General features: G+C 61.4%; 23 protein-coding genes. 22 read left to right on the forward strand and 1 reads right to left on the reverse strand.

Annotated elements, in window-relative coordinates:
• Positions 1-36 precede the first annotated feature (36 nt).
• The 20 genes from cydD (at position 37) to GA0061100_RS18535 (ending at position 23,083) form a co-directional block, all read left to right on the forward strand.
• Positions 37-1,761: a thiol reductant ABC exporter subunit CydD gene (gene cydD, locus GA0061100_RS18440; protein WP_083961389.1), complete on the forward strand. Its 1,725-nt coding sequence runs from the start codon at positions 37-39 to the stop codon at positions 1,759-1,761.
• Positions 1,758-3,449: a thiol reductant ABC exporter subunit CydC gene (gene cydC, locus GA0061100_RS18445; protein ID WP_075854164.1), complete on the forward strand. Its 1,692-nt coding sequence runs from the start codon at positions 1,758-1,760 to the stop codon at positions 3,447-3,449. Before cydD ends, cydC begins: the two co-directional genes overlap by 4 nt.
• 79 nt (positions 3,450-3,528) lie before the next feature.
• On the forward strand, positions 3,529-5,124 hold the full coding sequence (locus GA0061100_RS18450; RefSeq protein WP_075854165.1) for a cytochrome ubiquinol oxidase subunit I: 1,596 nt from the start codon (positions 3,529-3,531) through the stop codon (positions 5,122-5,124).
• A 6-nt stretch (positions 5,125-5,130) separates the two neighbouring features.
• Complete coding sequence (gene cydB / locus GA0061100_RS18455; protein WP_075854166.1) at positions 5,131-6,285, forward strand: cytochrome d ubiquinol oxidase subunit II; 1,155 nt, start codon at positions 5,131-5,133, stop codon at positions 6,283-6,285.
• A gap of 18 nt (positions 6,286-6,303) precedes the next feature.
• Positions 6,304-6,429 carry a cytochrome bd-I oxidase subunit CydX gene (gene cydX / locus GA0061100_RS18460; RefSeq protein WP_075854167.1) on the forward strand — a complete coding sequence of 42 codons (126 nt, stop codon included), beginning with the start codon at positions 6,304-6,306 and terminating at the stop codon, positions 6,427-6,429.
• Between the two features lie 333 nt (positions 6,430-6,762).
• Positions 6,763-8,166 carry an aminotransferase-like domain-containing protein gene (locus tag GA0061100_RS18465; protein WP_075854168.1) on the forward strand — a complete coding sequence of 468 codons (1,404 nt, stop codon included), beginning with the start codon at positions 6,763-6,765 and terminating at the stop codon, positions 8,164-8,166.
• 196 nt (positions 8,167-8,362) lie between these two features.
• Positions 8,363-8,767, forward strand: coding sequence for a DUF983 domain-containing protein (locus GA0061100_RS18470; protein WP_075854169.1), 405 nt, complete (start codon positions 8,363-8,365; stop codon positions 8,765-8,767).
• A gap of 195 nt (positions 8,768-8,962) precedes the next feature.
• Positions 8,963-9,673 (forward strand): FadR/GntR family transcriptional regulator, encoded by a 711-nt coding sequence (locus GA0061100_RS18475; RefSeq protein WP_075854170.1) that lies wholly within the window; start codon positions 8,963-8,965, stop codon positions 9,671-9,673.
• Positions 9,674-9,775: 102 nt separating this feature from the next.
• The gene (locus GA0061100_RS18480; RefSeq protein WP_143525460.1) at positions 9,776-11,245 is read left to right on the forward strand and encodes an ABC transporter substrate-binding protein; all 1,470 of its coding nucleotides are present in this window, start codon (positions 9,776-9,778) and stop codon (positions 11,243-11,245) included.
• A gap of 157 nt (positions 11,246-11,402) precedes the next feature.
• Positions 11,403-12,362, forward strand: a complete 960-nt coding sequence (locus GA0061100_RS18485) for an ABC transporter permease (protein WP_075854171.1) — start codon at positions 11,403-11,405, stop codon at positions 12,360-12,362.
• A gap of 3 nt (positions 12,363-12,365) precedes the next feature.
• Positions 12,366-13,241: an ABC transporter permease gene (locus tag GA0061100_RS18490; protein ID WP_075854172.1), complete on the forward strand. Its 876-nt coding sequence runs from the start codon at positions 12,366-12,368 to the stop codon at positions 13,239-13,241.
• A gap of 20 nt (positions 13,242-13,261) precedes the next feature.
• The gene (locus GA0061100_RS18495) at positions 13,262-14,176 is read left to right on the forward strand and encodes a dihydrodipicolinate synthase family protein (RefSeq protein ID WP_075854173.1); all 915 of its coding nucleotides are present in this window, start codon (positions 13,262-13,264) and stop codon (positions 14,174-14,176) included.
• A 5-nt stretch (positions 14,177-14,181) separates the two neighbouring features.
• Positions 14,182-15,198, forward strand: coding sequence for an ABC transporter ATP-binding protein (locus GA0061100_RS18500; protein WP_075854325.1), 1,017 nt, complete (start codon positions 14,182-14,184; stop codon positions 15,196-15,198).
• Positions 15,199-16,152 carry an ABC transporter ATP-binding protein gene (locus GA0061100_RS18505; RefSeq protein ID WP_075854174.1) on the forward strand — a complete coding sequence of 318 codons (954 nt, stop codon included), beginning with the start codon at positions 15,199-15,201 and terminating at the stop codon, positions 16,150-16,152.
• 228 nt (positions 16,153-16,380) lie between these two features.
• Positions 16,381-17,265, forward strand: coding sequence for an AraC family transcriptional regulator (locus GA0061100_RS18510; protein ID WP_075854175.1), 885 nt, complete (start codon positions 16,381-16,383; stop codon positions 17,263-17,265).
• 204 nt (positions 17,266-17,469) lie between these two features.
• Positions 17,470-18,555 (forward strand): ABC transporter substrate-binding protein, encoded by a 1,086-nt coding sequence (locus tag GA0061100_RS18515; protein ID WP_075854176.1) that lies wholly within the window; start codon positions 17,470-17,472, stop codon positions 18,553-18,555.
• Between the two features lie 74 nt (positions 18,556-18,629).
• Positions 18,630-19,451 (forward strand): ATP-binding cassette domain-containing protein, encoded by an 822-nt coding sequence (locus GA0061100_RS18520; protein ID WP_075854177.1) that lies wholly within the window; start codon positions 18,630-18,632, stop codon positions 19,449-19,451.
• A complete protein-coding gene (locus GA0061100_RS18525; RefSeq protein ID WP_075854178.1) occupies positions 19,448-20,698 on the forward strand; it encodes a sugar ABC transporter permease in 1,251 nt (416 codons plus the stop codon). The genes GA0061100_RS18520 and GA0061100_RS18525 overlap by 4 nt, the downstream gene beginning before the upstream one ends.
• Before the next feature lie 25 nt (positions 20,699-20,723).
• Positions 20,724-21,452: an SDR family oxidoreductase gene (locus GA0061100_RS18530; protein ID WP_075854326.1), complete on the forward strand. Its 729-nt coding sequence runs from the start codon at positions 20,724-20,726 to the stop codon at positions 21,450-21,452.
• Positions 21,452-23,083 (forward strand): FGGY-family carbohydrate kinase, encoded by a 1,632-nt coding sequence (locus tag GA0061100_RS18535; protein ID WP_075854179.1) that lies wholly within the window; start codon positions 21,452-21,454, stop codon positions 23,081-23,083. Before GA0061100_RS18530 ends, GA0061100_RS18535 begins: the two co-directional genes overlap by 1 nt.
• 9 nt (positions 23,084-23,092) lie before the next feature.
• On the opposite strand, the gene GA0061100_RS18540 is transcribed toward GA0061100_RS18535, so the two are convergent.
• The gene (locus tag GA0061100_RS18540; RefSeq protein WP_075854180.1) at positions 23,093-23,986 is read right to left on the reverse strand and encodes a LysR family transcriptional regulator; all 894 of its coding nucleotides are present in this window, start codon (positions 23,984-23,986) and stop codon (positions 23,093-23,095) included.
• Between the two features lie 259 nt (positions 23,987-24,245).
• Between GA0061100_RS18540 and GA0061100_RS18545 the strand changes: the two genes are divergently transcribed.
• Both GA0061100_RS18545 and GA0061100_RS18550 read left to right on the forward strand, forming a co-directional pair.
• Positions 24,246-24,644: a (R)-mandelonitrile lyase gene (locus GA0061100_RS18545; RefSeq protein ID WP_075854181.1), complete on the forward strand. Its 399-nt coding sequence runs from the start codon at positions 24,246-24,248 to the stop codon at positions 24,642-24,644.
• Between the two features lie 11 nt (positions 24,645-24,655).
• On the forward strand, positions 24,656-25,393 hold the full coding sequence (locus GA0061100_RS18550) for an SDR family oxidoreductase (protein WP_075854327.1): 738 nt from the start codon (positions 24,656-24,658) through the stop codon (positions 25,391-25,393).
• Positions 25,394-25,636: the final 243 nt, after the last annotated feature.

Here is a 25,636-nt window from a genome sequence, read left to right on the forward strand (position 1 = left end):
CGGGCTCACGTGACAGCCTCTTCCGCCACCGATGGAATGTTGGAAAGACGCAAGGTCGCGAACCCGCCTTCGTCGGAGAGTTTGCCTGTCGAGAAGGCGGCGGGTGAAGGGACGGCCGGGCAGTGTCGTGGCCTTGGCCTTGCGTCAGCTCTGCTCTGCTTGTCTTCTCTCGGATGGATCGGCCAGGCAGCAATGCTTGCCATAGGCGTCGGTGCGATCAGCAAGGGCGGCGGTGTGGCAGAAGTCGCCGTTCCGGCAGCTGTGGTCGCGGGTATCGGCGTCCTGCGCGCCGGTCTGGATGCGGCGGGTTCCCGGCTCGCGTTTCTCGCCGCGCGCCGGGAGCTGAGTATTCGGCGCGCCGCCGCAGCTGCAGCTCTTGCGGCGCGCTCACCACTCGATAGCGACAAGCCGGCATCCGGCCTCGCGGCAAGCGTGTTGGGCGAGCAGGCTGAAGCGGTCGTACCCTATCTCTCGCGTTTCCGTCCGATCCGCATGAGAGCAAGTGTAGTGCCGCTTGTCATGCTCATCTGTATCCTGCCGATTTCCTGGCTGGCGGCACTGATCCTTGTGCTCTGCGCGCCGCTCATTCCGATTTTCATGGCATTGATCGGCTGGCGTGCAAAAGCTGCCAGCGAGAAGCAGCTTGCCGAAACCGGCGGCATCAATGCGTTCCTGCTCGATCGTCTTCGCGGTCTTGCCACTATTCGCGCGCTCGACGCGGTCGATCTTACGGCCCGGCGCCTGCGTGCGGATGCGGACTCGCTGCGGCTGCGTACCATGGCTGTCTTGAGGATCGCATTTCTGTCGTCGGCGGTGCTCGAATTCTTTGCCGCGCTCGGCGTTGCCGCGACGGCCGTCTATGTCGGCTTCAGCCTTCTGGGTTCGATCGAAGTCGGCACCTGGGACGGTCGCCTTACATTGACGCAAGGACTCTTCATTCTGCTGCTTGCGCCCGCCTTTTTCGAGCCGCCGCGGGAGCTGTCCGCAGTTTGGCATGACCGTGCCAGCGGGGAGGCGGCACTTTCGGCACTGAAGGAACTCGCATCATCGCGCCAGACCATTCTCGGCGGCACAGACATGCCGTCACCCATGCCGGCAGGCGAGGCCGGTGTCGAGATCGAAGCGCTGGTCTTTCGCCATACGCCGGAACGAGACGCCGCAATCGATCATTTCGATCTCTCGATCACGGCCGGGGAACATGTAGCGCTCTGGGGTGCCAGTGGCTCGGGCAAGACCACGCTTCTGTCGCTGATTGCAGGTCTTGCGCGATACGAGGCCGGTGTCATCAGGATCGGCGGCGTCCCGCTGCGTGACGACACAGCGGATGCATTGCGCCGTCGTATGGCCTGGATCGGTCAGTCACCGCATATCTTTGCCGGCAGCGTCATACGCAATATCGCTCTGAGACGCGACGGCATCGATGCTCCTGCCGTTGCTTCAGCGCTCGAAGGCGTTGCTCTCGATAAGGTGTTTACGCCGGAGCGGGTAGCTGCGGTCGGCGAGGGAGGGCTCGGTCTTTCCGGCGGCGAGGCGCTGAGACTGGCGCTGGCACGGATGATGGTCGATGAGCGGGCGGATATCATTCTCGCGGACGAACCGACGGCGCATCTCGACGCGCAAACGGCGGCGGCCGTGACGGATGCGCTGCTCGCGCTCGCCAAGGGCCGCATCTTGATCGTCGCCACACATGATCCCGTGTTTGCCGCGCGAATGAACCGCATCGTCCGGCTTGATGAGCAGGCACGGAGGGTGGCCGCATGACGTCCTCCCTCAAGATCCTTCTGCCGCTCATGAGATTGTTTTGGGTCGAGCGCGGCGGGAGCCTTGCTCTCGGCGCCGGCCTGTCCGTGCTGGCCATGCTTGCCGGCGGTGGATTATTTGGGCTGTCGGGCTGGTTCATCACGGCCTCGGCCTTTGCCGGTCTGTCGATCGCGAGTGCGGCGGTTTTCGACGTCTTCATGCCGTCGGCCGGCATACGCCTGCTCGCAATCGGCCGGACAGCTGCTCGCTATGGCGAACGGCTCGTCACGCATGACGCGACCCTCAGGGTTCTTGCCGCCTTGCGCGAGAGGTTGTTTCGCGGCTGGGCGGAGCCTGCCGCCGCCGCGGCGATGATCCGCCGGCCGGCAAAGCTTTTGTTCCGGCTGACGAATGATGTTGATGCGCTCGACTCCCTCTATCTGCGCGTGCTTGTGCCGGCCGCCGTCGCAGTTCTCGCCGCTATAGCGGTGACGATCGCACTCTGTTTCGTCGATCCATTGTTCGGCGTCATGGCAGGGCTGTGGCTTGTCACGCTCTGTCTCGGTCTTTCCTTCGTTGCAGCGCGTCTGGCGCTGAAGCCGGGGCGCCGGCGTGCCCATGCGATGGAGGCCTTGCGTGCCCGCGCCATAGATCTCGTCGCCGGGCAGACGGATCTCGCGATGGCCGGACAGCTACAGGCGCAACGATCGGTAATTGTCGAGGCGGATCGGCGATTGGCCGAAGCGGATAATGCCTTGAACCGGATCGATGGTCGCGTCGCAGCCGGCTTTTCACTCGGGTCGACATTGTTGTTGACGACGACGCTGCTTGTGGTTGCCATGTTTGCTAGGCAGGGAGCGATCGGGGCGCCCGCCGCCGCCTTCGCGCTGCTCGTCGCCTTCGCTGCCACGGAACCCTTTGCGGCTCTCAGATGGGGAGCGCTCGAACTCGGACGGACCCTCCTTGCTGCAAGGCGTATTGCGCCTCGATTGAGCCCGGTTGCCGCTTCCATACAGCGGGTTGAGCCGGACGCCGGCTATGCCTTCCAGCTCAGTGTTGTCGTCGCCGGACACGAAGGAGCGTCCCGCCCAATCTTGAACGATCTGTCCCTGTCGCTGCCGGTCGGCGAGCGGCTGGCAGTCGTGGGTCAAAGCGGCGTCGGCAAATCGACATTGCTGGCCCTGCTTGCGGGCGAGATTACCGCGACGATCGGCTCGGTGGCCCGTCAACCGGCCGCAACGCTAACGCAGCGTAGCGAGCTGTTTCGAGACACGGTGCGAGGCAATCTGAAGCTGGCAGCACCTCATGCGGATGACAACCATCTGCGCGATGCGCTCGCAGCGGCCGGTCTGCTCGATGATATCGAAGCACTCCCTCATGGCCTTTCAACACGCCTCGGCGAAGGCGGTAGTGGCCTCTCCGGCGGTCAGCTTCGCCGGCTGGCCCTTGCAAGGCTCTTGCTGCGCGATACCCCGCTCTGGCTTCTCGATGAGCCGACGGAAGGTCTCGATGCAGCTACGGCTCGCAACGTGCTGGCGCGACTGGCCTCGGCGGCCGATGGGCACAGTGTCGTTATCGCAACTCATATTCGCCGCGAAGCTGCCCTGGCGGATCGGATCGTCGCTCTGGACGACGGCCGCATCGTCGCCATGACTGCGCGCGGCACATCGGAATTCGAAATGCTTCTCGATCGGCTGCGGCCTGATTGAGGGGTAGTCAACATGCCCGCGGCGCGTCGAATGGCGCCGCATTCCTGTCAGACACACCGTAGGGGGTGGGAGAAAGACTATGGAACTCGATATCGTGGCGCTGTCGCGCCTGCAGTTTGCCATGACGGCGCTGTATCACTTCTTGTTCGTGCCGCTGACGCTCGGCCTTTCCGTGCTGCTTGCCATCATGGAAACGACTTATGTCATGACGGGCCGCCAGATCTGGCGCCAGATGACGAAATTCTGGGGGACGCTCTTCGGCATCAACTTCGTGCTCGGCGTCGCCACCGGCATCGTGATGGAATTCCAGTTCGGCATGAACTGGAGCTATTACAGCTATTATGTCGGTGACATCTTCGGCGCGCCGCTGGCGATCGAGGGGCTGATGGCCTTCTTCCTGGAGGCGACCTTCGTTGGCCTGTTCTTCTTCGGCTGGGACAAGCTGTCGAAAGTCGGCCATCTGGTTGCCACCTGGGCCGTCGCCCTCGGCTCAAATTTCTCGGCGCTCTGGATCCTGATCGCCAACGGCTGGATGCAGAATCCGGCGGGCTCGGCGCTTAATCCACAGACCATGCGCATGGAGATCGTCAGCTTCTTCGATGTCGTCTTCAATCCGGTGGCGCAGGCGAAATTCGTGCATACGGTTTCGGCGGGCTATGTCTGTGCATCGGTTTTCGTTCTCGGCGTATCGGCCTGGTATCTTCTGAGGGGCCGCAGCGTGGAGCTTGCCAAGCGGTCGATGACGGTTGCCGCATCCTTCGGTCTTGCTTCGGCGCTTTCGGTCGTCGTGCTGGGGGACGAGAGCGGTTATCTGACGACGGAGCATCAGAAGATGAAGCTCGCGGCAATCGAGGCAATGTGGAAGACCGAACCGGCGCCGGCTGCCTTCACCGCCTTCGGCTTCCCGGATCAGGAGGCCCGCGAGACCCATTATGCCATTCATATTCCGTGGGCGATGGGCCTGATCGGCACCCGATCGCTGACGACGGAAATTCCCGGCATCGACAAACTCGAGGAACAGGCCAAGGACCGCATACGCGAGGGCATCAAGGCTTATGACGCGCTGATGAAGATCCGCGCTGCAAAGCCGGCAACGCCCGGCGAGGCCTCACAGGATATCGCGACAGCGCGTACCTCCTTCGAGGATATCGGCCATGAGCTTGGCTATGCTCTGCTTCTGAAACGCTATGTCGACGATCCGCGCCAGGCGACGGAGGAACAGATCGCCAAGGCTGCCCGCGACACTATTCCGAATGTGCCGACGCTCTTCTGGTCCTTCCGCATCATGGTTGGGCTCGGCATGTTCTTCATCTTGCTGATGACGGTCTTCTTCTGGCTCTCGGCACGGCGGAAACTGGATCGCTATCCGCTGCTGCTGAGGATCGCGGTTTTCGCCATTCCGCTGCCTTGGGTCGCGATCGAGCTTGGCTGGGTCGTTGCGGAATTTGGTCGTCAGCCGTGGATTATCGAAGGCGTGCTGCCGACGGCGGCGGCCGTCTCCAATCTCGGCGCCGGCACCGTCCTTTTGACTATCCTTGGCTTTGCGGCGCTCTACACGGTCCTCATCGTCATCGAGATGACGCTGATGATCAAGGCGATCCGCAAGGGGCCTGAACCGGACGATGAGCCGGAGGCCAAGCTGATTTCCGAAAACCTCGTTCCGGCTGCGGAGTGACCTGCCATGATCCTGCATGAATTGATTGACTACGAGACTCTTCGCATCATCTGGTGGCTGCTTCTTGGCGTGCTTTTGATCGGCTTTGCCGTCACCGACGGCTTCGACCTCGGCGTCGGCACGCTGCTGCCGTTCGTTGCCAAGACGGATACGGAGAGGCGTATCGCCATCAACTCGATCGGCGCGACCTGGGAAGGCAATCAGGTCTGGCTGATTCTCGGAGGCGGCGCGATTTTCGCCGCATGGCCGCCGCTCTATGCCGTGTCCTTTTCCGGCTTCTATCTCGCGATGTTTGCCATCCTGTTTGCGCTGATCCTGCGACCGGTTGCCTTCAAATATCGCTCCAAGCGCGATAGCGCCGGCTGGAAGGCCGGTTGGGATTGGGCGCTCTTCATCGGGGGCTTCGTTCCGTCGCTGATCTTCGGCGTGGCAGTCGGCAATGTATTGCAGGGCGTGCCCTTCCGCTTCGATAACGACATGCGCATCTATTATGAAGGCTCGTTCTTCGCCCTTCTGAACCCATATGCGCTCCTCTGTGGGCTTCTGTCGGTCGCAATGCTTGTCATGCATGGCGCTGCCTGGCTGCAGGTGAAGACGGATGGTATCGTTGCGCAGCGGGCACGTCGCTTCGGCATCATCGCCGCGCTAGCCGTGATCGTGCTCTTTGCGCTCGGCGGCCTGTTCCTGTGGATAGGGGTCGATGGCTATCACATCGCAAGTGCCGTCGATGCCAATGGACCTTCGAACCCACTGTTGAAGACGGTCGAGCACAGCGCGGGCGCATGGCTTGGCAATTACAGCAGCCACCCATGGATGATGATTGCTCCGGTTCTCGGCTTCGTCGGTGCAGCGGGGGCCTTGCTCGCCATGCTTGGCCGACGTGAAGTCACGGTGCTGCTCTTCAGCAAGCTCGCGATCTTCGGCATCATCTCGACGGTGGGTCTGTCGATGTTTCCCTTCCTCTTGCCGTCGTCGCTCGATCCGCGCTCCAGCCTGACGGTTTGGGATGCCTCGTCCAGTCACATGACGCTGTTCATCATGCTTGTTGTCACCATCATCTTCCTGCCAATGATCCTGGCCTACACAGCATGGGTCTATCGCGTGCTGTGGGGCAAGGTCGACGAAGCGACGGTGAACGACAAGAGCGGTCACGCCTACTGATCTGCAAGGAGATTTTGCATGTGGTACTTTGCCTGGCTTCTCGGCTTCCCTCTCGCCGCGGCATTCGCTGTCCTTAACGCGATGTGGTACGAACTGGTGGATGATCAAGCGAAAGCGAAAGCCGCGCGCGTTCAAGAGAAATGAGCGAGACGTCTAATCCTTGATCGAACTCGGCCATATGTTCGGCACGCCCGCCAAAAGCAGGCGTGCCGGGCTTGCAGGAACGAATCGCGATAAACGGGATATAGGCTGTTGGGTTTCTGACTGGCGGGGCGCTCAAATAGCCTTGTTATGCCGTCAATTGCGGGAACATCGGCTGGCTCAAGGCATTCATGGATCGAAAATATCGCTGCATTTGGTCTTTCCAGGGATGAAAAGTGTGTCTGATAGCTCCACATAACGGGAATTGTATGCAATTATATGCAATCAATGCCGGTCGGAGTTTCAGCTCACGATCGGTCTCATGCGGAGCATGAAATGAAAGACTGGCATCCCGATCTCAGCCGTTCCTCCAGCCCCCGCTACATTGCCATAGCTGACCTGATCGAGATGGATTTGCGCAGCGGCGTTCTTGCCGCCGGCGACAGGCTGCCGCCGCAACGTGCGCTGGCCAAGCGTCTCAATATCGATTTTACGACCGTCGCACGCGGCTACGTCGAGGCGCAGAAGCGTGGGCTGGTGGATTCCCACGTCGGACGGGGGACGTTCGTGGTGGGTAGGCAGGCGAGGGAGCGCCGAAGTTTCGCTCTTGCCGCCGCTTCCGATCCGCGTCGTGCCTCCGCGATCGATTTCTCCATGAATCTGCCGCCGGAACCGAGTGATCCGGATCTTCTTGCCCGCATGCAGGAGGGCATGTCGGCCGTGGCGGTCGATATCATTCCCTTGCTGCGTTATCAGGGATTTGGCGGTCTGGGTATGGATAAGGATGCTGCCGCGATCTGGCTCAGCCGCCGTGGCCTCAACCCGGCGCAGGAACGCATCTTCGTAACACCCGGCGCACACCCGGCCTTGCTGGCGATCTTTGGGCTCTTGGCCAAGCCCGGCGAAACCGTGCTTTCGGAAAATATCACCTATCCCGGCATGCGTTCGATTGCAGCACAGCTCCGGCTCAATCTCGCAGGCCTGGCGATGGATGACGAAGGCGTCTTGCCGGAAGCCTTTGAAGAAAGCTGCGAACGCCTGCGGCCGAAGGCGCTTTATCTCAACCCGACGCTGCAGAACCCGACGACGCTGACGATTCCGCAGACGCGGCGCGAAGCAATTGCCGCGATTGCCCGCAAATATCGTGTGCCGATCATAGAGGATGATGCTTATGGCTTCATTCCGCTGGATGCGCCAATGCCAATGGCTGCAATCGCACCGGATCTGACCTGGCATATCGGTGGATTGGCCAAGTGCATCGGTGCGGGGTTGCGTCTCGCCTTCGTCGTGGCGCCGGACACCCGGTCGATATGGCCCTTTGTCAGTGCAATGCGGAGCAACAATGTCATGGCGTCGCCGCTCAATATGGCGCTTGCGACGCGCTGGATCGAAGACGGTACTGCCGATGGCATCCTGCGTTTCATTCGCGCCGAGGCCGCCGCTCGCCAGGGGATGGTTGCGGACATATTGCCATCAGGTAGCTACCGGGCCGATCCCATCAGTTTCAACATATGGCTACCGCTCGCCGGCGGCTGGACGCGCGCCACCTTCGGCAGCCATATGCGCAATGCGGGTATCGGCGTTGTCGCAAGCGACGCCTTCACGGTGGAGGGCATCGCACCCGAGGCCGTGCGTGTTTGTCTCGGCGGCCCGATAGGCCGCGAGGCCCTGAAGGGTGCGTTGAATTTCATGGCGCACGCGCTGCAGGGGCCACCGGAATTAGCCGCCTCCTTCTTCTAGTCCGCTGCGCAATATCGCCATTGATCGGAGGTGCACTGGCTCGTTGCTGCGCCTATTCCCCAAATTTGCCGAGATTCCCACTGCGTCATTCTGCCAAATGGACGTTTCGAATGCATTCATTATATGGATAATGAATGCATGCAATCAGACCATTGATTGCTTGTTCATGGAAGATTGATTCAGGAGTGATGCCATCATGGATGCCGACTATCCCCCGCTAAGCCCAGTGCAGACAGGTCTTCGTTGCCGTTGCCCACGTTGCGGGCAGGGGCGTTTGTTCGACGGATTCTTGACCCTTCGCAAGCAATGCGAAGCATGTGGTCTCGACTATTCCTTCGCAGATCCTGCCGATGGACCAGCTTTCTTTGTCATTTGCTTTGCCTGCATCCCGAGTGTGCTGCTCGGCGTCTGGCTGGAGGTGGCTTTCTCGGCGCCAATCTGGGTCCAGTTCCTTGTGACCGGTCCGTTCATGCTGGCGACCTGTATTCCGCCGTTGAGGCCGCTCAAAGGCTGGCTGGTGGCGAGTCAGTATTTCTACAAGGCCGAGGAAGGCAAGCTTGCGCGCCTGCCGGCAACGGATGCGCCTCACGCAACGCGTTGAGACCTGTCGCCGAAGGCCGAATAGGTCCGGCCGATCGATGACCAAGGGATGATCAGGCGAAACTTGCCAAGCGATCTTTGGGTGCTCCGGCAAATCCGGCGATCATTTGTAGTGGTGACCTCAATTGCTTATCCACTTGACGGATATCCTACAAGTCAATAAGTTGACCGCCATGTCCCGAGGAGCTTGGGTTTCATGGTCGGAAAAGTCATTCAGCCTTTAACGCGCGCGCCGTTGCTGCATGTCTCTGTGCAGGAGAGTTTGCGCAGCTATATCGCCGACAACGGTCTTGAGGCGGGCACGATGCTGCCGGCCGAAGGCGAGCTCGCGACGCAGCTGGGCGTCAGCCGCAATTCTCTGCGTGAAGGCATCAAGGCGTTGGAATCCCTCGGTGTGCTGGAGACGCGCCGCGGTATCGGCATCTTCGTCAAGGCGTTCTCTTTTGCGCCGCTGCTCGACAATCTCGCCTACGGGCTGGGCGATGCGCTGCGGCACATGGAAGAGGTCCTGGAAATCCGTCGGACGCTCGAAGTCGGCCTGATCGGCAAGACGCTCGAGATGATCGGGCCGGAGGATCTGGCGGAGTTGCGCGCCACCACCGACCGCATGCGCGCTCACGCCGAGCGCGGCGAACCCTTCGCTGAAGACGATCAGCTCTTTCATCGCCTGCTGTTTCGCTGTCAGGGCAACGAGACCTTCGTTCGCCTGATCGATGTCTTCTGGCTCGCTTTCTACAAGGCGTCCCGCTTTTTCGATCTGGACGATGTCGACCCCATGGCCACTTGGCGTGACCACGAGGCGATCGTCGATGCGCTGGAATCCAAGAATCTCAAGGAGGTGCGTATGCGCCTCGATCGCCACTACGAGGGCATTTCGCAGGTGATCGCCAACAATAGGAAGAAATAGCGATCACAAACAAGGGGAGGAGGATCATCATGAGGAAGACTTTTCATCTGCCGGCAATCGCGTTGGGAGCGCTAATGTCGGCCACTGCAATGCCTGTCTTGAGTGGCTTGGCCGCACCTGCCGTCGCCGCGACCATGTCGGGCGGCAACGGCCGGTCTCACCTGGCTCAGCACCTATTTCGAACCTCTGGTCAGCTACGACGAAAAGCTGCAGAAGATCGTCGGCGTGCTTGCTTCCTCCTACGAGGTGAGCCCGGATCAATTGACCTACACGTTCAAGCTTGCGGACGCCAAGTGGCACGACGGCAAGGCCTTTACGGCCAAGGACGCCAAGTTCACCATCGATCTTGCGGCCAATTCCAAGACCGGTTCGGTCTTTGCTGCCCGGTTTAAACTTCTGTCATCCGTCGAGACGCCGGACGATCACACGCTTGTCATCAAGCTTTCAGCGCCCTCGGCGAGCCTGCTCGATACACTCGCCAAGATCATGGTTCTGCCTGAACATGCGCTCGCCAGCGTACCGGTCGACCAGCTTGCGAAGAGCGCCTGGTGGTCGACCTCTCCGATCGGGACGGGGCCGTTCAAATTCGTCAAATATGTGCAGGATCAATATGTCGAGCTGACAGCCAATCCAGATTATCGCGGCGGTAAACCCGTTCTCGATCGGCTGATCAATCGCTATTTCGCCAACCCGGCCGCGGCAATCTCGGCGCTGCGGGCAGGCGAGATCCAGTTCACCTATGTCGATTCCAACGACGTGCCGACCTTCAAGGACGACAAGTCTTTTGAGGTCATCGAGGGAGATTCCTTCGTCGTCAATTATCTGGGCTTCAACCAGGATTCGCCGCTATGGAAGGATCTTCGCGTCCGTCAGGCCGTCATGTACGCCATCAATCGCGATGCGATCATCAAGAGCCTCTATGGCGGCGCGGCCAAGCCGGCCAACTGCGCCTACGTGGCCAGCCAGCTCGTGCCCGATGGCATCGAGGCGTATCCTTACGACCCGGCCAAGGCCAAACAGCTGCTGGATGAGGCAGGCTGGGACAAAATCAACGGCGATAAGCCGATCACCCTGCTAACCTATTACAACACGCCGCTTGCGACGAATGTGCTGGCGGCCGTGCAGGCAATGCTGGCGCAGGTCGGCATCAATGTCGTGCCGCGCGCCGTCGATGCGCCGACCTATAATGGTATCGTGCTCAACGCGAAGGCCGACATATCGCAGTTCCAACTCGTCTATGCCGGCCTGCAGAACGGCCCCGATCCAAGCAACATCAATACCGGGCTTAATGAAAAGCAGATCCCCCCGGCTGGTGCCAATGTGGTGCGGGCGCGCATGCCCGATCTGACCGAGGCACTCGATGCCGCGATTGCCGAGACGGATGTCGGCAAGCGCGATCAACGCTACCAGGATGTCTGCAAGGTCATGAACAAGGACCTGCCCTGGGCGACCATGTGGGTGGCGAACCGCTATGGGGTCGTTTCGTCCAAGGTGAAGGATTTCGTCTGGACGCCGGCGCCCGGCGGCGGCCCCTACATCGCGCATCCGGAAGCGTGGAAGCTCGCAAACTAGAGCAATTCCAGGAAAAAGTGCGCCGCGGTTTTCCGTCCGGAATTGCATGAAAACAAAGAGATGGAGCGGTTCAGAGATTCTGAGAAAAGCTGAGCCGCTCTAGGTTTTCGACCGGCCGTAAATATGGCTTGTATCGCTCTCGAAACATAGGTTCGATATGTTCCACTATGGTCTCAGGCGTCTCGTGATCGGCATCGGCATGCTCGTAGCCTTGAGCATGCTGGTCTTCGTCCTGCTGCGATTGACGCCGGGCGATCCGATCGATGCCTATATCGATCCGAGCACGCCCTTGTCTCCCGCTGCCATGGCCGATCTGCGTGAGCGGCTCGGGCTGGATCGGCCGCTGCCGGTCCAATATGTCAGCTGGCTGCTGCAGGCCCTGCAAGGCAATCTCGGCTATTCCGTCAAGCGAGCGGATCAGCCGGTCTTGACGCTTGTGCTGTCGCGCATCGGTCCGACCGTATTGCTGATGGGCTCGGCCCTGGTCATGGCGGTCATCGCCGGCATTGCCGCAGGCGTCATCGGTGCCGTCAGGCGTAATTCGGTGACGGACGTGTCACTCTCCGTCCTGGCGTTGGCCGGCATATCGAGCCCGGCCTTTTTGAGCGCGCTGCTTGGCCTCTATATCTTTGCCGTGCGCCTCGGCTGGCTGCCTTCAGGCGGCATGCTGACGCCGGGCGAGGACTTTTCCATTGGCGACCTGCTTTGGCATCTCATCCTGCCGGCTTCGCTTCTGGCGATCGCCCAGGCCGCGCTCATCATGCGCTACATGCGCGCGTCGCTGCTGGAGGTCCTGAACCAGGATTATGTGCGCACGGCGCGTGCCAAGGGAGTGTTCGAGTTCTGGGTGATCGTCAAGCATGCCCTGCGCAACGCGCTGCTACCCGTGGTGACGGTCATCGGCTCGACCATCGGGCTTGCGATCGGCGGTGCGATCTTCGTCGAAAGCGTCTTCAACTGGCCGGGCATGGGTCTGCTGCTCGTCGATGCGGTCACCTCCCGCGACTATCCCGTGATCATGGGGGCGACCCTTGTCATCGGCGCCTGCGTCATCGTCGTCAACCTGCTGACCGACCTCGCCTATGCGGTGATCGATCCGCGCATCAAGGTGGGCTGAGAGATGCTGGCGCGAACCGAACGACCAAGCCATGGCCCACTGGCCCGGGCCTTCGACCGTTTCAGGCTGAATGGGGCTGCCCTCTTCGGCGTTGGGATCGCCGTGCCGCTGCTGCTGCTGATCGTCACCTATCCGCTATGGTGGCGGTTCCAGCCCAACGACATCGATCTCCTCGCCATGAACGCGCCACCCAATGCGACCCATTGGTTCGGAACGGATGGTGTCGGGCGTGACGTCTTTGCCAGAGTGCTCGAAGGCGGCCGCATATCGCTGATGGTCGCTGCAGGTTCCACGGTCATTTCCGCCATTATCGGCTTTCTGTTCGGCTTTGTGTCTGCTTTTGCCGGGCGCTGGGCGGATGCGCTCAGCATGCGCTTCGTCGATCTGGTCATGACCCTGCCGCCCGTGATTTTTCTTCTGGTGCTGGCCTCGATCACCGGGACCGGCATCCTGCCGACGATAGCAGTCATATCGCTTCTATCCTGGCCGCTGCTCGCCCGCATGGTGCGCTCCAGGCTGCTGGAGTTGCGTGAACGCGACTTCGTGACGGCGGCGCGCGGCATGGGAGCGGGATTGCCGCATCTCTTGCTGCGCCACGGCATGCCGAACTGCATCGATATTATGGTGGTCTACGCGACAACACAGGTGGCGAACGCGATCCTTTTGGAGGCCGGGCTTTCCTTTCTCGGGCTCGGCATCGCGCCACCTGCGGCGAGCTGGGGCAACATGCTGAATGCTGCCCGCTCCACTGCCGTCCTCGAACAATATCCCTGGCAATGGCTGTTTCCCGGCGCCGCGCTGGTTCTGGCCGTCCTTGCCATCAATTTCATCGGCGACGGATTGAGGGATGCCTTCGATCCGCGCGCCGAACTTCATTGAACCTAAGAAAGAACGAGACAATGAGCAAATTCAAGGGCGTGGTGCCTCCCGTCGTAACACCGCTGAACGACGATTTTACCGTCGATTACAAATCCTATACGCGGGTGCTGGAGCATCTGATCGATGGCGGCTGTCATGGCGTCTTCGTGCTGGGCTCCACGAGTGAAGTCGTCTTCCACGACGAAAAGACGAGGCGCGAGATTATCGAGCATTCCGCCAAGGTGGTGAACGGGCGGGTGCCGCTGCTGGTTGGCGTTATTGACCCCACGACCGACCGCGTGATCGCCAATTCGAAAGTCGCCAAGGCCGCCGGAGCGGACGCCGTCGTCGTCACCGCCCCATTCTACACGGTGACCAGCCAGTCCGAGATAGCGGACCATTTCCGCTACATTCGCGATGCCGTCGATGTGCCGCTCGTTGCCTACGACATTCCCGTCTGCGTCAATGTGAAACTCCATCGCCAGACGGTGGTGACGCTCGCCAAGGAAGGGACCATCATCGGATTGAAGGATTCCAGCGGCGACGATGGCAATTTCCGCTATGCGCTGCTCGATCTTGCCGATCACGAGAACGTCTTCCTGATGACCGGCTCCGAAATCGTCGTCGACAATGCGCTCCTGATGGGTGCGCATGGTGTCGTGCCCGGCATCGCCAATGTCGATCCGCATGGCTATGTCCGGCTCTGGGATGCGGCCCAACGTGGCGACTGGGCGGCGGCTCGGCGCGAGCAGGAGAGACTTTGCCGTCTGTTCGAGATCGTCTGGGTCGCGCAAGGGCGCGTTAGCGGCGGCGCGGCCGGCATCGGCGCTTTCAAGGCTGCGATGAAGAGCCTTGGCATCATTGACTGCGCTGTCATGCCCCGCCCGCGTGCCGCGCTGAACGCCGACGAAACAGCCAGGATCGATGCGATCCTGAAAAATACGGGGCTGCTTTAAACATGATGGCGCCAGCTGCCCAACCCGTTCTCGATATCAGGGGGCTGAGGACAGTCTTTCGCACCCGCGGTGGCGAATTGACCGCCGTGCGCGATATCGACTTGGTCATCGATGCCGGCGAAACGCTGGCGCTGGTGGGCGAGTCTGGTTCGGGCAAGTCGGTGACGAGCCTTTCCGTGATGCGGCTTCTGACACGCAATGTCGGGAAGATCGCGGCCGGCGCCATCAGATTGCGGGATCGGCAGGGTATTGTCAGCGATCTCGCCACGCTGGATGATCGCCACATGCGCGAGATCCGCGGTGGCGATATCGGCATAGTGTTTCAGGAGCCGATGTCGAGCCTCAATCCGGTGCTGACGATTGGCGACCAGATCGCTGAGCCGATCCGCATCCGTCGCAAGGCCGATCGCGCAGCAGCGATGCGCGAGGCGATCGCCCTGCTGGAGAGCGTCGGAATTCCCGATGCCAAACGCCGCGTCAGGCAATATCCGCATGAGTTGTCCGGCGGCATGCGCCAGCGCGCGACCATTGCCATGGCGCTTGCCTGCGATCCGGTGCTTTTGATCGCCGACGAGCCGACAACGGCGCTCGACGTGACGATACAGGCGCAGATCCTCGATCTCCTGCAACGTCTGCAGCGCGAACGCAGCATGGCGATCCTGTTTGTCACGCATAATCTCGGCGTGGTGGCGGAGATCGCCCATCGGGTCGCCGTCATGTACGCCGGCCGGATCGTCGAGGAGGGGCCGACGGAAGCGGTGTTTCGCAATCCGAGGCATCCCTACACGCGCGGTTTGCTAGCCTCCATGCCGCGGCTCGGCGAGGCCACGCGGATGCGGCAGGCGGGCGAGCAACTCTATGCCATCCCAGGCGTTGTGCCGGGGCTGACGCGAATGCCTTCGGGCTGTGCTTTCGCGCCGCGCTGCGCGCATGCAATCCAGGCCTGCAGCGAGGCGGTACCGGCTCTTGAAAGGGTCGAGGCGAACCATGCGAGCCGCTGTATCCGCTGGCGGGAGATTTAGATGACCGAAGCGCTCGTCTCCATCCGCGATCTTGCCAAGGACTATGTGTCTCGTGGCGCAAAGCTTTCCATCCTTCGCGATATCTCCTTTGACATCGGGAAGGGGGAAGTGGTGGGGCTTGTCGGCGAATCCGGCAGCGGCAAGACGACGATCGGCAGGTCTATCCTGAGGCTGGTCGAGCCTTCTGCGGGCAGCGTGCGTTTCGACGGCACGGAAGTGACCAAACTCGGGGCCAGTGATCTCAGGCGGATGCGGCCGCGCATGCAGTATATTTTTCAGGACCCCTTCGCCAGTCTCTCGCCGCGCATGACCATCGGCGAGATCTTGACGGAAGGTTTGAAGATCCAGCGTATCGGCAGCCGTCTCGATCGGCTGGATCGCGCGCGGGCAGCGCTTGAGCAGGTGGATCTACCGGCAGAGGCCATCAATCGCTATGCCCATGAATTTTCCGGCGGCCAGCGCCAGCGGATCGGGATTGCCCGCGCGCTTGCGCTCGGGCCGGAATTTCTCGTTGCCGACGAACCCGTCTCGGCACTGGATGTCTCCATTCAGGCGCAGGTTATCAATCTGCTGCGCGGCCTTCAGCAGCGTCTCGCGCTCACCATGCTGTTCATCTCGCATGATCTTGCCGTGGTCGAATATCTCTGCGACCGCGTCATCGTCCTCTATCTCGGCCGGATCATGGAGATTGCCGCAAGCGCCGATCTCTACGCCAGACCGTCTCACCCCTATACGCGCGCTCTGCTCTCGGCCATTCCGTCGCCGGACCCAGATCGCAGGCGCAACAGGCAAATCCTGAAGGGCGATATTCCAAGCCTGGCAAATCCGCCAAGCGGCTGCGTCTTCCGCACGCGCTGTCCCCTAGCGCTCGAAGCCTGCGCCGCGACGGTGCCGCAACTGCGCGAGGTTGCGCCCGGACAGTTCAAGGCCTGTATTCGCGACGACATCGATTGATCCCGCTTCCGGCCGGATAGGGCTGCTTTGGCGATACAGTGCCGATGCCGCACTGCACATTTGACCAAAGATACCACCCTTCATGTCAAAAAAGTATCAGTTGGGCGTACAGGGCGTAGTAGCGGCAGGCAGCGGCACGGGGTAGATTTATGACATGGAAGACGCGATGGCCTCTGGGAGGAGGCGCCGTAACCGTAGCAACGCGGACGGATGAAAGGAGGCTTGCCGATGAATCCCGATTTGGAAGTGGTCGCGATCGGCAGCGGAGAATCCTTCAAGGCCTGGGAGCACGGCTATCCCTACCGCACCGTTCGCTGGCATTTTCATCCCGAGTATGAAATCCACCATGTGGTCGCGACGACGGGCCAATATTTCATCGGCGACTTCATCGGCGAGTTCGAGCCGGGCAATCTGGTGCTGACGGGACCGAACCTGCCGCATAATTGGGTAAGCGATGTGCCCGCCGGCGTCACCCTGCCGCTGCGCTGCCGCGTTTTGCAGTTTTCCGAATCCTTCTTCGCCGATGCCAGCAAGGTCTTTCCGGAACTGTCGGCCTGCGCCGGCATTCTTGAGACGAGCCGCCACGGTGCGCTCTTTACGCCCGAGACGGCGGCGGTCGTCGGCCCGATCCTCGGCGAATTGGTCGAGGCATCAGGCATCCGCCGCATCGAGCTCTTCATGAATATCCTCGACGCCATGAGCAGCGCTCAAGGTACACGCACGCTTGCAAGCGCCGGCTATCAGCCGGATCCATCCGGCTTCATGTCGGCCGGCGTCAACCAGGCTCTTGCTTTCATCAATGCGCATCTGACCGAGCCGTTCAGCGAATGCGATCTTGCCGAGCTGACCGGCCAGAGCCCGAGCGCCTTTTCGCGCAGCTTCCGTCGCCATACCGGCATGGCGCTGGTGCAATATGTCAATCGCCTGCGCATCAACTTTGCCTGCCATCTCCTGATGAGCAAGGCAGAGATGACGATCACCGATATCTGCTTTGCGGCAGGCTTCAACAATATCTCGAACTTCAATCGGCGTTTTCTGGATCAGAAGGGCATGGCGCCCTCCCGGTTCCGATCGCTCCTGGCACAGCACGCACGCGCGGTGGAGGCCGCCTAACACAAGGGAGGACAGGGAGGAAAGACAGAACTCAGGGCAAGCGAACGGGCAGGCACCTTTGCCGTCCGAAGGAGAAGGCTTGTCCGAAATTTACCGCCGCGTCGGTCGGATGACCGCCGGCGGAGAGCATCAAACAAGAGCATCGCGTGCGGACAGCCGTGATGATCGAGGGAAACCATTACCATTTGGAACGGAGAAATTCCAATGAACCATTTCGCACTGAAAATCGCCGGCGCTACGGCGCTTGTGGTCGGCCTTCTGGCCGGCACATCCGCCTTCGCGCAGTCCGCCAAGGTGACGGACGCGACCGTCGCCTTCCTGATGCCCGACCAGAGCTCCACGCGCTATGAAGAGCACGATTTCCCCGGTTTTCAGGCCGAGATGAAGAAGCTCTGCGCCGGCTGCAAGGTCATCTACCAGAATGCCAATGGTGACGCTTCGCGCCAGCAGCAACAGTTCAATTCGGCAATCTCACAGGGTGCGAAGGCGATCGTGCTCGACCCGGTGGACTCAACGGCTGCTGCTTCGCTGGTCAAGCTCGCGCAAAGCCAGGGCGTGAAGGTCATCGCCTACGACCGTCCGATCCCGTCGGCCGCCGCCGACTACTATGTCTCGTTCAACAATGAAGAGATCGGCAAGATGATCGCCAAATCGCTGGTCGATCATCTGAAGGCAAAGGGTGTGAAGGCAGGCGATGGCGGTCTTCTCGAAATCAACGGTTCGCCGACCGACGCGGCCGCCGGCCTGATCAAGAAGGGTATCCATGCCGGTCTCGCCGATGGCGGTTATCCCGTGTTGGCGGAATTCGACACGCCGGAATGGGCACCGCCGAAGGCGCAGCAATGGGCAAGCGGCCAGATCACCCGCTTCGGCAAGAAAATCCTTGGCGTCGTCGCCGCCAATGACGGTACGGGTGGGGCAGCCGTTGCTGCCTTCAAGGCCGCCGGCTTTGATCCGGTGCCGCCGGTAACCGGCAACGATGCGACGATTGCCGGCCTGCAGCTTATCATTTCCGGCGACCAGTACAACACGATCTCCAAGCCGAGCGAGATCGTGGCCGCTGCCGCCGCCAATGTTGCGATCGAATTGCTCTCCGGCGAGACGCCGAAAGCCGACACGAAGCTCTTCGACACGCCGACCAAGCTCTTCACGCCGGCCCTGGTCACCTCAGAAAACCTCAAGGCCGAGATCATCGACAAGACTGTCAACGGCAAGCCGATCCAGACACCGGACCAGCTCTGCAACGATCGATATGCCGACGGCTGCAAGAAGCTCGGTATCGGCAGCTGAGCTTGCCTCGTTCAGATCCGGCCGCTTCGGCGGCCGGAAATTCATAGCATTTCAACGCGAGAAGGTGGCTGGTCATGAGTGACGCTTCCGATCATAGAGCCCCGGACGGCGAGCTTGTGCTCAGCCTCAAAGGGATCTCCAAACACTTCGGCGCCGTCTCGGCACTGACGGATATCAACCTCGACGTTCACGCCGGCGAAGTCGTGGCGCTTGTCGGCGACAATGGCGCCGGCAAATCGACGCTCGTCAAGGTTCTGGCCGGGGTCCACCAGCCGAGTGCCGGTACGATCACGTTCCGCGGCAAACAGGTGACGCTCAGCGATCCCGCAACCGCGCTCGATCTCGGCATTGCCACGGTCTTTCAGGATCTGGCGCTTTGCGAGAACCTCGATGTCGTCGCCAACATCTTTCTCGGCCGGGAAATGAGCCCGCTGAAGCTCGACGAAACCGCGATGGAGGTTCGCGCCTGGACGCTGTTAAACGAGCTTGCGGCGCGCATCCCGAGCGTGCGCATCCCGATCGCATCGCTTTCCGGGGGCCAGCGACAGACGGTGGCAATTGCCCGCTCGCTGCTGCTCGAGCCGAAACTCATCATGCTCGACGAGCCGACCGCAGCCCTTGGCGTTGCGCAGACTGCCGAGGTGCTGAACCTCATAGAGCGCGTCCGCGACAAGGGGCTCGGTGTCATCATGATCAGCCACAACATGGAGGACGTGCGCGCCGTTGCTGACCGCATCGTCGTGCTGCGCCTCGGCCGCAACAACGGCATCTTCTATCCCGACACGTCAAACCAGGAACTCGTCAGCGCCATCACCGGAGCCACGGAAAACGCTGTGTCGCGCCGCGCAGGGCGACGTCAGGCCCAACAGGAAGCAAGAGAAGGGGGCCAGCTATGAGCGAGAACGGCAAGCAATCGACTCTGCTGCTCGACCGCAGCGACGTCCGCGTCAATCATGATACCGGGCTTGCGGCCACCATCCGCTCCTCCATCGACAAGGTGCGCTCCGGCGATCTGGGCTCGCTGCCCGTCGTCGTCGGTCTCGTCATCATCTGGACGGTGTTCGGCACACTCAATCCGACCTTCCTGTCCAGCAACAATCTCGCCAACCTGCTGTTCGACGCCTCGACGGTCGGCATCATTTCGCTCGGCATCGTCTGCGTGCTGATGGTCGGCGAAATCGATCTTTCGGTCGGATCGATCAGCGGCTTTGCCTCGGCCATGGTCGGCATGCTCTGGGTGAACGAAGGCTGGCCGGTGGCCCTGGCGATCCTGGCGGCCCTTGTCGTCGGCGGTGTCATCGGTGCCATCTATGCCGTGCTGTTCAACCGGCTGGGCATGCCGAGCTTCGTTGCCACATTGGCGGGCCTTCTCGCCGTGCTCGGCATGCAGCTTTATCTGCTCGGCGCGACTGGCTCGATCAATCTGCCCTATGGCTCGGCCATTGTGAATTTCGGCCAGTTGCTAGTCATTCCACGCCCGCTTGCCTATGTCTTCGCGCTCATTCCGGGTACGGTGATGCTGGTTACTGGTCTGAGCGCCGTGCGGCGGCGCAAGCAGGCAAACCTCTCGGCGCCCTCCGTCGGCGGTCTGCTGGTAAAGGCAGCCGTCATTACCGTGGCCTTGGAATTCGTGGCTTTCTATCTCAATCAGGACCGCGGCATTCCCTGGATGTTCGCCCTGTTCGTGGTGCTCGCCATCGTCATGAATTATGCGCTGACGCGCACCCAATGGGGCCGGTCGATGTCGGCCGTCGGCGGCAATCGCGAGGCGGCACGGCGTGCCGGCATCAACGTGCGGCGGATCTATACCAGCGCCTTCGTGCTCTGCGCGATGTTTGCAGCGCTCGGCGGCGTGCTTGCGGCAGCGCGCTTGGCCTCGGCCAGCCAGCAGGCAGGCACCGGCGACGTCAATCTGAATGCGATCGCGGCGGCCGTTATCGGCGGGACCAGCCTCTTCGGCGGTCGCGGCAGCGCCTATTCGGCCCTGCTCGGCATCATCGTCATCCAGTCGATCGCCAGCGGCCTCACCATGCTCGATCTGTCGTCGGCGCTTCGCTACATGATCACGGGCGCAGTTCTTGCCATTGCCGTCATCGTCGACTCGCTCGCCCGCCGCTCCCGCGCCTCGCATGGGCGCGGCTGATTTCTTCAAGAAGGTAAGGATTGTTATGAGACAGGATTTTGCCGGCAAGGTCGCCGCCATCACCGGGGCTGCGTCTGGAATTGGCCTGGAATGCGCCAAATCGCTACTGAACGAGGGCGCCAGCGTCGCCCTTGTCGACCGGGCGGAAGATAGTCTGAAAAGCCTTTGCGCCGAACTTGGGCCGAACGCCCATCCCGTCGTCGTCGATCTTCTGAAGCCCGAGAGCGTGGCGACCATGTTGCCGCAGATTCTCGACAGGTTCGGCAAGCTCGATATCTTCCATGCCAATGCCGGTGCCTATATCGGCGGCGAGGTCGCGGAAGGCGATCCCGATGCCTGGGATCGGATGCTGGATCTGAATATCAACGCAGCCTTCCGTTCGGTTCGCATGGTGCTGCCACACATGATTGAGCGCAAGACAGGCGACATCATCATGACGAGTTCGATCGCCGGGCTGGTGCCTGTGGTCTGGGAGCCGATTTACACGGCATCGAAGCATGCCATCCAGGCCTTCACGCACACGGTGCGGCGTCAGGTTGCCAAGCATGGCATCCGCGTCGGCGCCGTGGCGCCGGGGCCGGTGGTGACTGCGTTGATCAGCGACTGGCCGCAGGCGAAGCTCGATGAGGCGATTGCCGCAGGTGGTCTCATGGAGGCGACCGAAGTAGCGGAGGCGGTCGTCTTCATGCTATCGAGACCGCGGAACATCGTAATCCGGGATCTGGTGATCCTGCCCTTGAGTACGGATCTCTGATGACGGCACCTTATTTCATCGGCATCGATGTCGGCACAGGCAGCGCCCGGGCCGGGATTTTCGACGCACATGGCCATCTGCTCGCCGCCGCCAAGCGGCCGATCACCATCTGGCACGAGGCCGGCAGCATCGTCGAGCAGTCGAGCGAGCAGATATGGAAGGCCGTTTGCGACAGCGTCAAGGAGGCTATTGCAACGGCGAGGATAGCGGCCGGCGATATCGCCGGCATCGGCTTCGATGCGACCTGCTCGCTGGTTGCGGTCAAGGCGGACGGCAAGGCCGTCGCTGTCGGGCCATCGGGGGATGCCGATCGCAACATCATCGTCTGGATGGATCATCGCGCCGCCGGTGAGGCCGCAGAGATCAATGCCGGAAATCATGCGGTTCTGCGTTATGTCGGCGGCCGCATCTCGCCCGAGATGGAAACGCCGAAGCTCCTGTGGCTGAAGCGAAACTTGCCAGAGTCTTTCGCTGCGACAGACCATTTCTTCGATCTCGCCGATTATCTGACCTGGCGCGCGACAGGCTCGCTGCAAAGATCGATGTGCACGGTGACGTGCAAGTGGACCTATCTTGCCCATGAGAAACGCTGGGATGGGCAATATTTCAAGGATATCGGGCTCGGTGAGCTGGCGGATGAAGGCTTTGTGCGCATCGGCACCGAGATCGTCGAGCCGGGGACTGCCTTGGGTGAGGGTCTGAACGAAGCTGCCGCCCGCGATCTCGGCCTGACTGTTGGCACGCCGGTCGGTGCTTCGCTGATCGATGCCCATGCCGGTGGTGTTGGCACGTTGGGCGGGCAGGGGCCGGACGGCGAGGGCGATGTCAGGAATCGGCTCGCCTATATCTTCGGCACCTCGGCCTGCTCGATGGCGTCGAGTGAAGGAGCCGTGTTCGTCGACGGTGTCTGGGGTCCGTATTTTTCGGCCATGGTGCCTGGCCTCTGGCTGACCGAGGGCGGTCAGTCCGCAGCAGGCGCGGCGATCGATCATCTCGTTACCATGCATCCGGCAGCCGGCGAAGCTCGCCAGAAGGCCGAGGCGGAAGGCCTTTCGCTCGTGGCCTGGCTCGACCGGCAGGCCATGAAGGCAAGCGGCCACGCGTCCGACGCTGTGAAGCTCGCGCAATTGATCCAGGTCGTTCCCGAATTCCTCGGCAACCGGTCACCCTATGCGGATCCCGATGCGCGCGCCGTCATCTCCGGTCTAGGCCTGGAGACCGGTATCGACGATCTGATCGCTCTCTACGTCGCCGGCCTTTGCGGTATCGGCTATGGTCTCAAACAGCTGCTCGAAAAACTGGAGCAGGATGGCATTGCCTGCGATCTCATCATTGCCAGCGGCGGCGCTGCCCAGAGCGGCCTTGTGCGCCAGCTTCTGGCGGATACGACAGGCAGGCCGGTCGCCGTCGCCGACACGGAGGAGCCCGTTCTTCTGGGTGCCGCTATGCTCGGCGCCACGGCTAGTAGGCATTCTGGCTCGCTCTTGGAAGCCATGGCCACCATGTCGCGACTGGCGAAGAGGTTCGAGCCGGCGGAGGATGCCATCAAGGCCTTGCATGAGCGCCGTTACGAAGCTTTCGAGCTGCTGCAATCGGCAGATCGCAGCATTCGCGCGCTGATGGCGTCGTGAATTCGGCCATCAGCCACGATAGCGCAACGCCTCCAGCACCACCGCAAAGGCGGAGGACGGCTGGCGGCGGCTCGGATAATAGAGATGGTAGCCCGTCCAGGGCGGGCACCAATCCTCAAGCACACGAATAAGCCGACCGCTTTCGATATCTGGCTGTACCAGATCGTAGGGCGCATAGGCCAAACCGTAGCCATCGACCGCGGCCGCCAGAACTTGCCGAATGCCGTTAAATGTCATCTGGCCATCGACGCGTACCCGTAGTTCGTCGCTACCCTTTTCGAACTCCCAAACATAATTGCCACCATGGGTCGGAAGGCGCAGGTTGATGCATTTGTGGGCGGTCAGGTCTTGAGGGATGATCGGTCTATTGCGTCCCTCGAAATAGGATGGAGAGCCGACCACCGCAAAAGCTTGATCGGGAGCGATACGCACGGCGATCATGCCGTTGGCGACCGTCTGGCCCAAGCGAACGCCGGCGTCGAAACGTTCTGCCACAATATCGGTCAGGCCGTAGTCATTGATGATCTCGACGTGGATGTCGGGATAATCCTTGAGCACGCCGGCAAGCTTCGGCCAGATATAGGTATCGACGGCATAGTCGACCGATGTGATCCGGATCGTGCCGGCCGGCCTTTCACGCAGTTCGGTGACGGCGAAGAGTTCGGCCTCGATTTCCTGGAAGCGCGGCGTGAGGGACCGCAGCAAGCGCTCGCCCGCTGGTGTCGGGCTGACGCTGCGCGTGGTCCGGGTCAAAAGCCTGACGCCCATGCGCTCCTCCAGCTGCCGCACCGTGTGGCTAAGTGCCGATTGCGAAACGCCGAGCTGGGCGGCCGCCCGCGTAAAGCTCCGCTCTCTGGCGACGGCGAGAAAAAATAGCAGGTCGGTGACGTTTTCGCGCAGCATCTATGAGTGTCTCTCATATGTCGGGCGATGCTCTTATCATGGAATGAACGAGTCACATAGCGCCCGTATGGGATTGAAAGGCGTAAATGCAGCTTTAGCAGGCGTTCCGATGTGTCGGCCGGTGATGGCGAGACGCGACATTTATCGCTTGGATTCATAAGTCTATGCGGGCGTGACCCACTACTGCTCCGAAAAATGCGGGCTAGATTAGCCCTATACAGTCGAGTCATTGCGGCTCATCGCAAGAAAGGATGTCATCATGGATATCAAGAGAAACGGGACGCAGCCATCGGGCAAAGGTCCTTCGGACTGGTTCACCGGCACCGTACGCATCGACCCGGTCTTTGCCGCCAATGACGCGCGGCGCGCCGCCGCCGGTAGCGTCACGTTTGAACCCGGTGCACGGACTGCGTGGCACACACATCCGCGCGGCCAGACCCTTATCGTCACCGCCGGCTTTGGTCTCGCTCAGCGCGAGGGCGGCCCGATCGAGGAGATCCGCCCCGGAGACGTCGTCTGGTTCGAGCCGGGCGAGAAGCACTGGCACGGCGCCTCGCCAACGACAGCCATGACCCACATCGCCATCCAGGAACATCTCGACGGCAAGGTGGTGGATTGGATGGAGCATGTGACGGACGAACAATATCAGGGAAAATGAGGTCGAAGGCGATGGTGGAAGGTATCAAGGACAAGGTCGTCGTCATCACGGGCGCCAGCAGCGGCCTCGGCGAGGCCGCTGCCCGCCGTCTTGCCAGGGATGGCGCCAGGCTCGTTCTCGGCGCGCGGCGCATCGATCGCCTGCGGGCGCTCGCAAGCGAGCTTTCGCTTGGCGAAGATGCCGTCATCCAGACGGATGTGACGGATCGCGTGCAGGTGAAGGCGCTTGTGGACCATGCTGTCAGGCAGAACGGCCGCATCGACGTGCTCATCAACAATGCCGGTCTGATGCCGAGCTCGATGCTGGAGCGCCTTCACATCGACGAATGGGATCGGATGATCGATGTCAACATCAAGGGCGTGCTCTACGGCATCGCCGCTGTTCTTCCTTACATGACGGAGCAGAGGAGCGGGCATATCATCAACGTTTCTTCTGTGGCGGGGCATAAGGTCGGGCCGGGCGGGGCAGTCTACTCGGCGACGAAGCATTCCGTGCGGGCGCTTTCCGAGGGGCTGCGGCAGGAGGTGAAGGCCCACAATATCCGTACGACGATCATCTCTCCCGGTGCTGTCGCAACCGAACTGCCAGATACGATCACCGATCCGGATGTCGCGGCCCGTATCAACGAGGTCTATAAAAGCGCGATATCGCCGGAGGCATTTGCCAGCACCGTCGCTTTCGCCATAAGTCAGCCGCAAGACGTCGATATCAACGAGATCCTGTTTCGCCCGACGGCACAGGTCTACTAAACGAAACGCCCGGCCGGCGAGGCATTTGTGACCTCGCGGGCCGCGTCAAACGGGGACGGAAAAGAGCTTATGATTCGGCTTGTGATTGGCGCGGCACTCGCGCTTGCGGCGCTCACCTGGTCCAATGCACAGTGCATGCAGATGCCGACGGGCTTTTCCTTGCCGTCTAGCAGCGTATTCGCGGCTGATTGAACTCCGCCGCAATCAACAGATGTCGCCAACGCGGTGATGCTGGCCGTAGGC

The organism is Martinezella hainanensis, from assembly GCF_900094555.1.
Lineage (GTDB): Bacteria > Pseudomonadota > Alphaproteobacteria > Rhizobiales > Rhizobiaceae > Rhizobium > Rhizobium hainanense.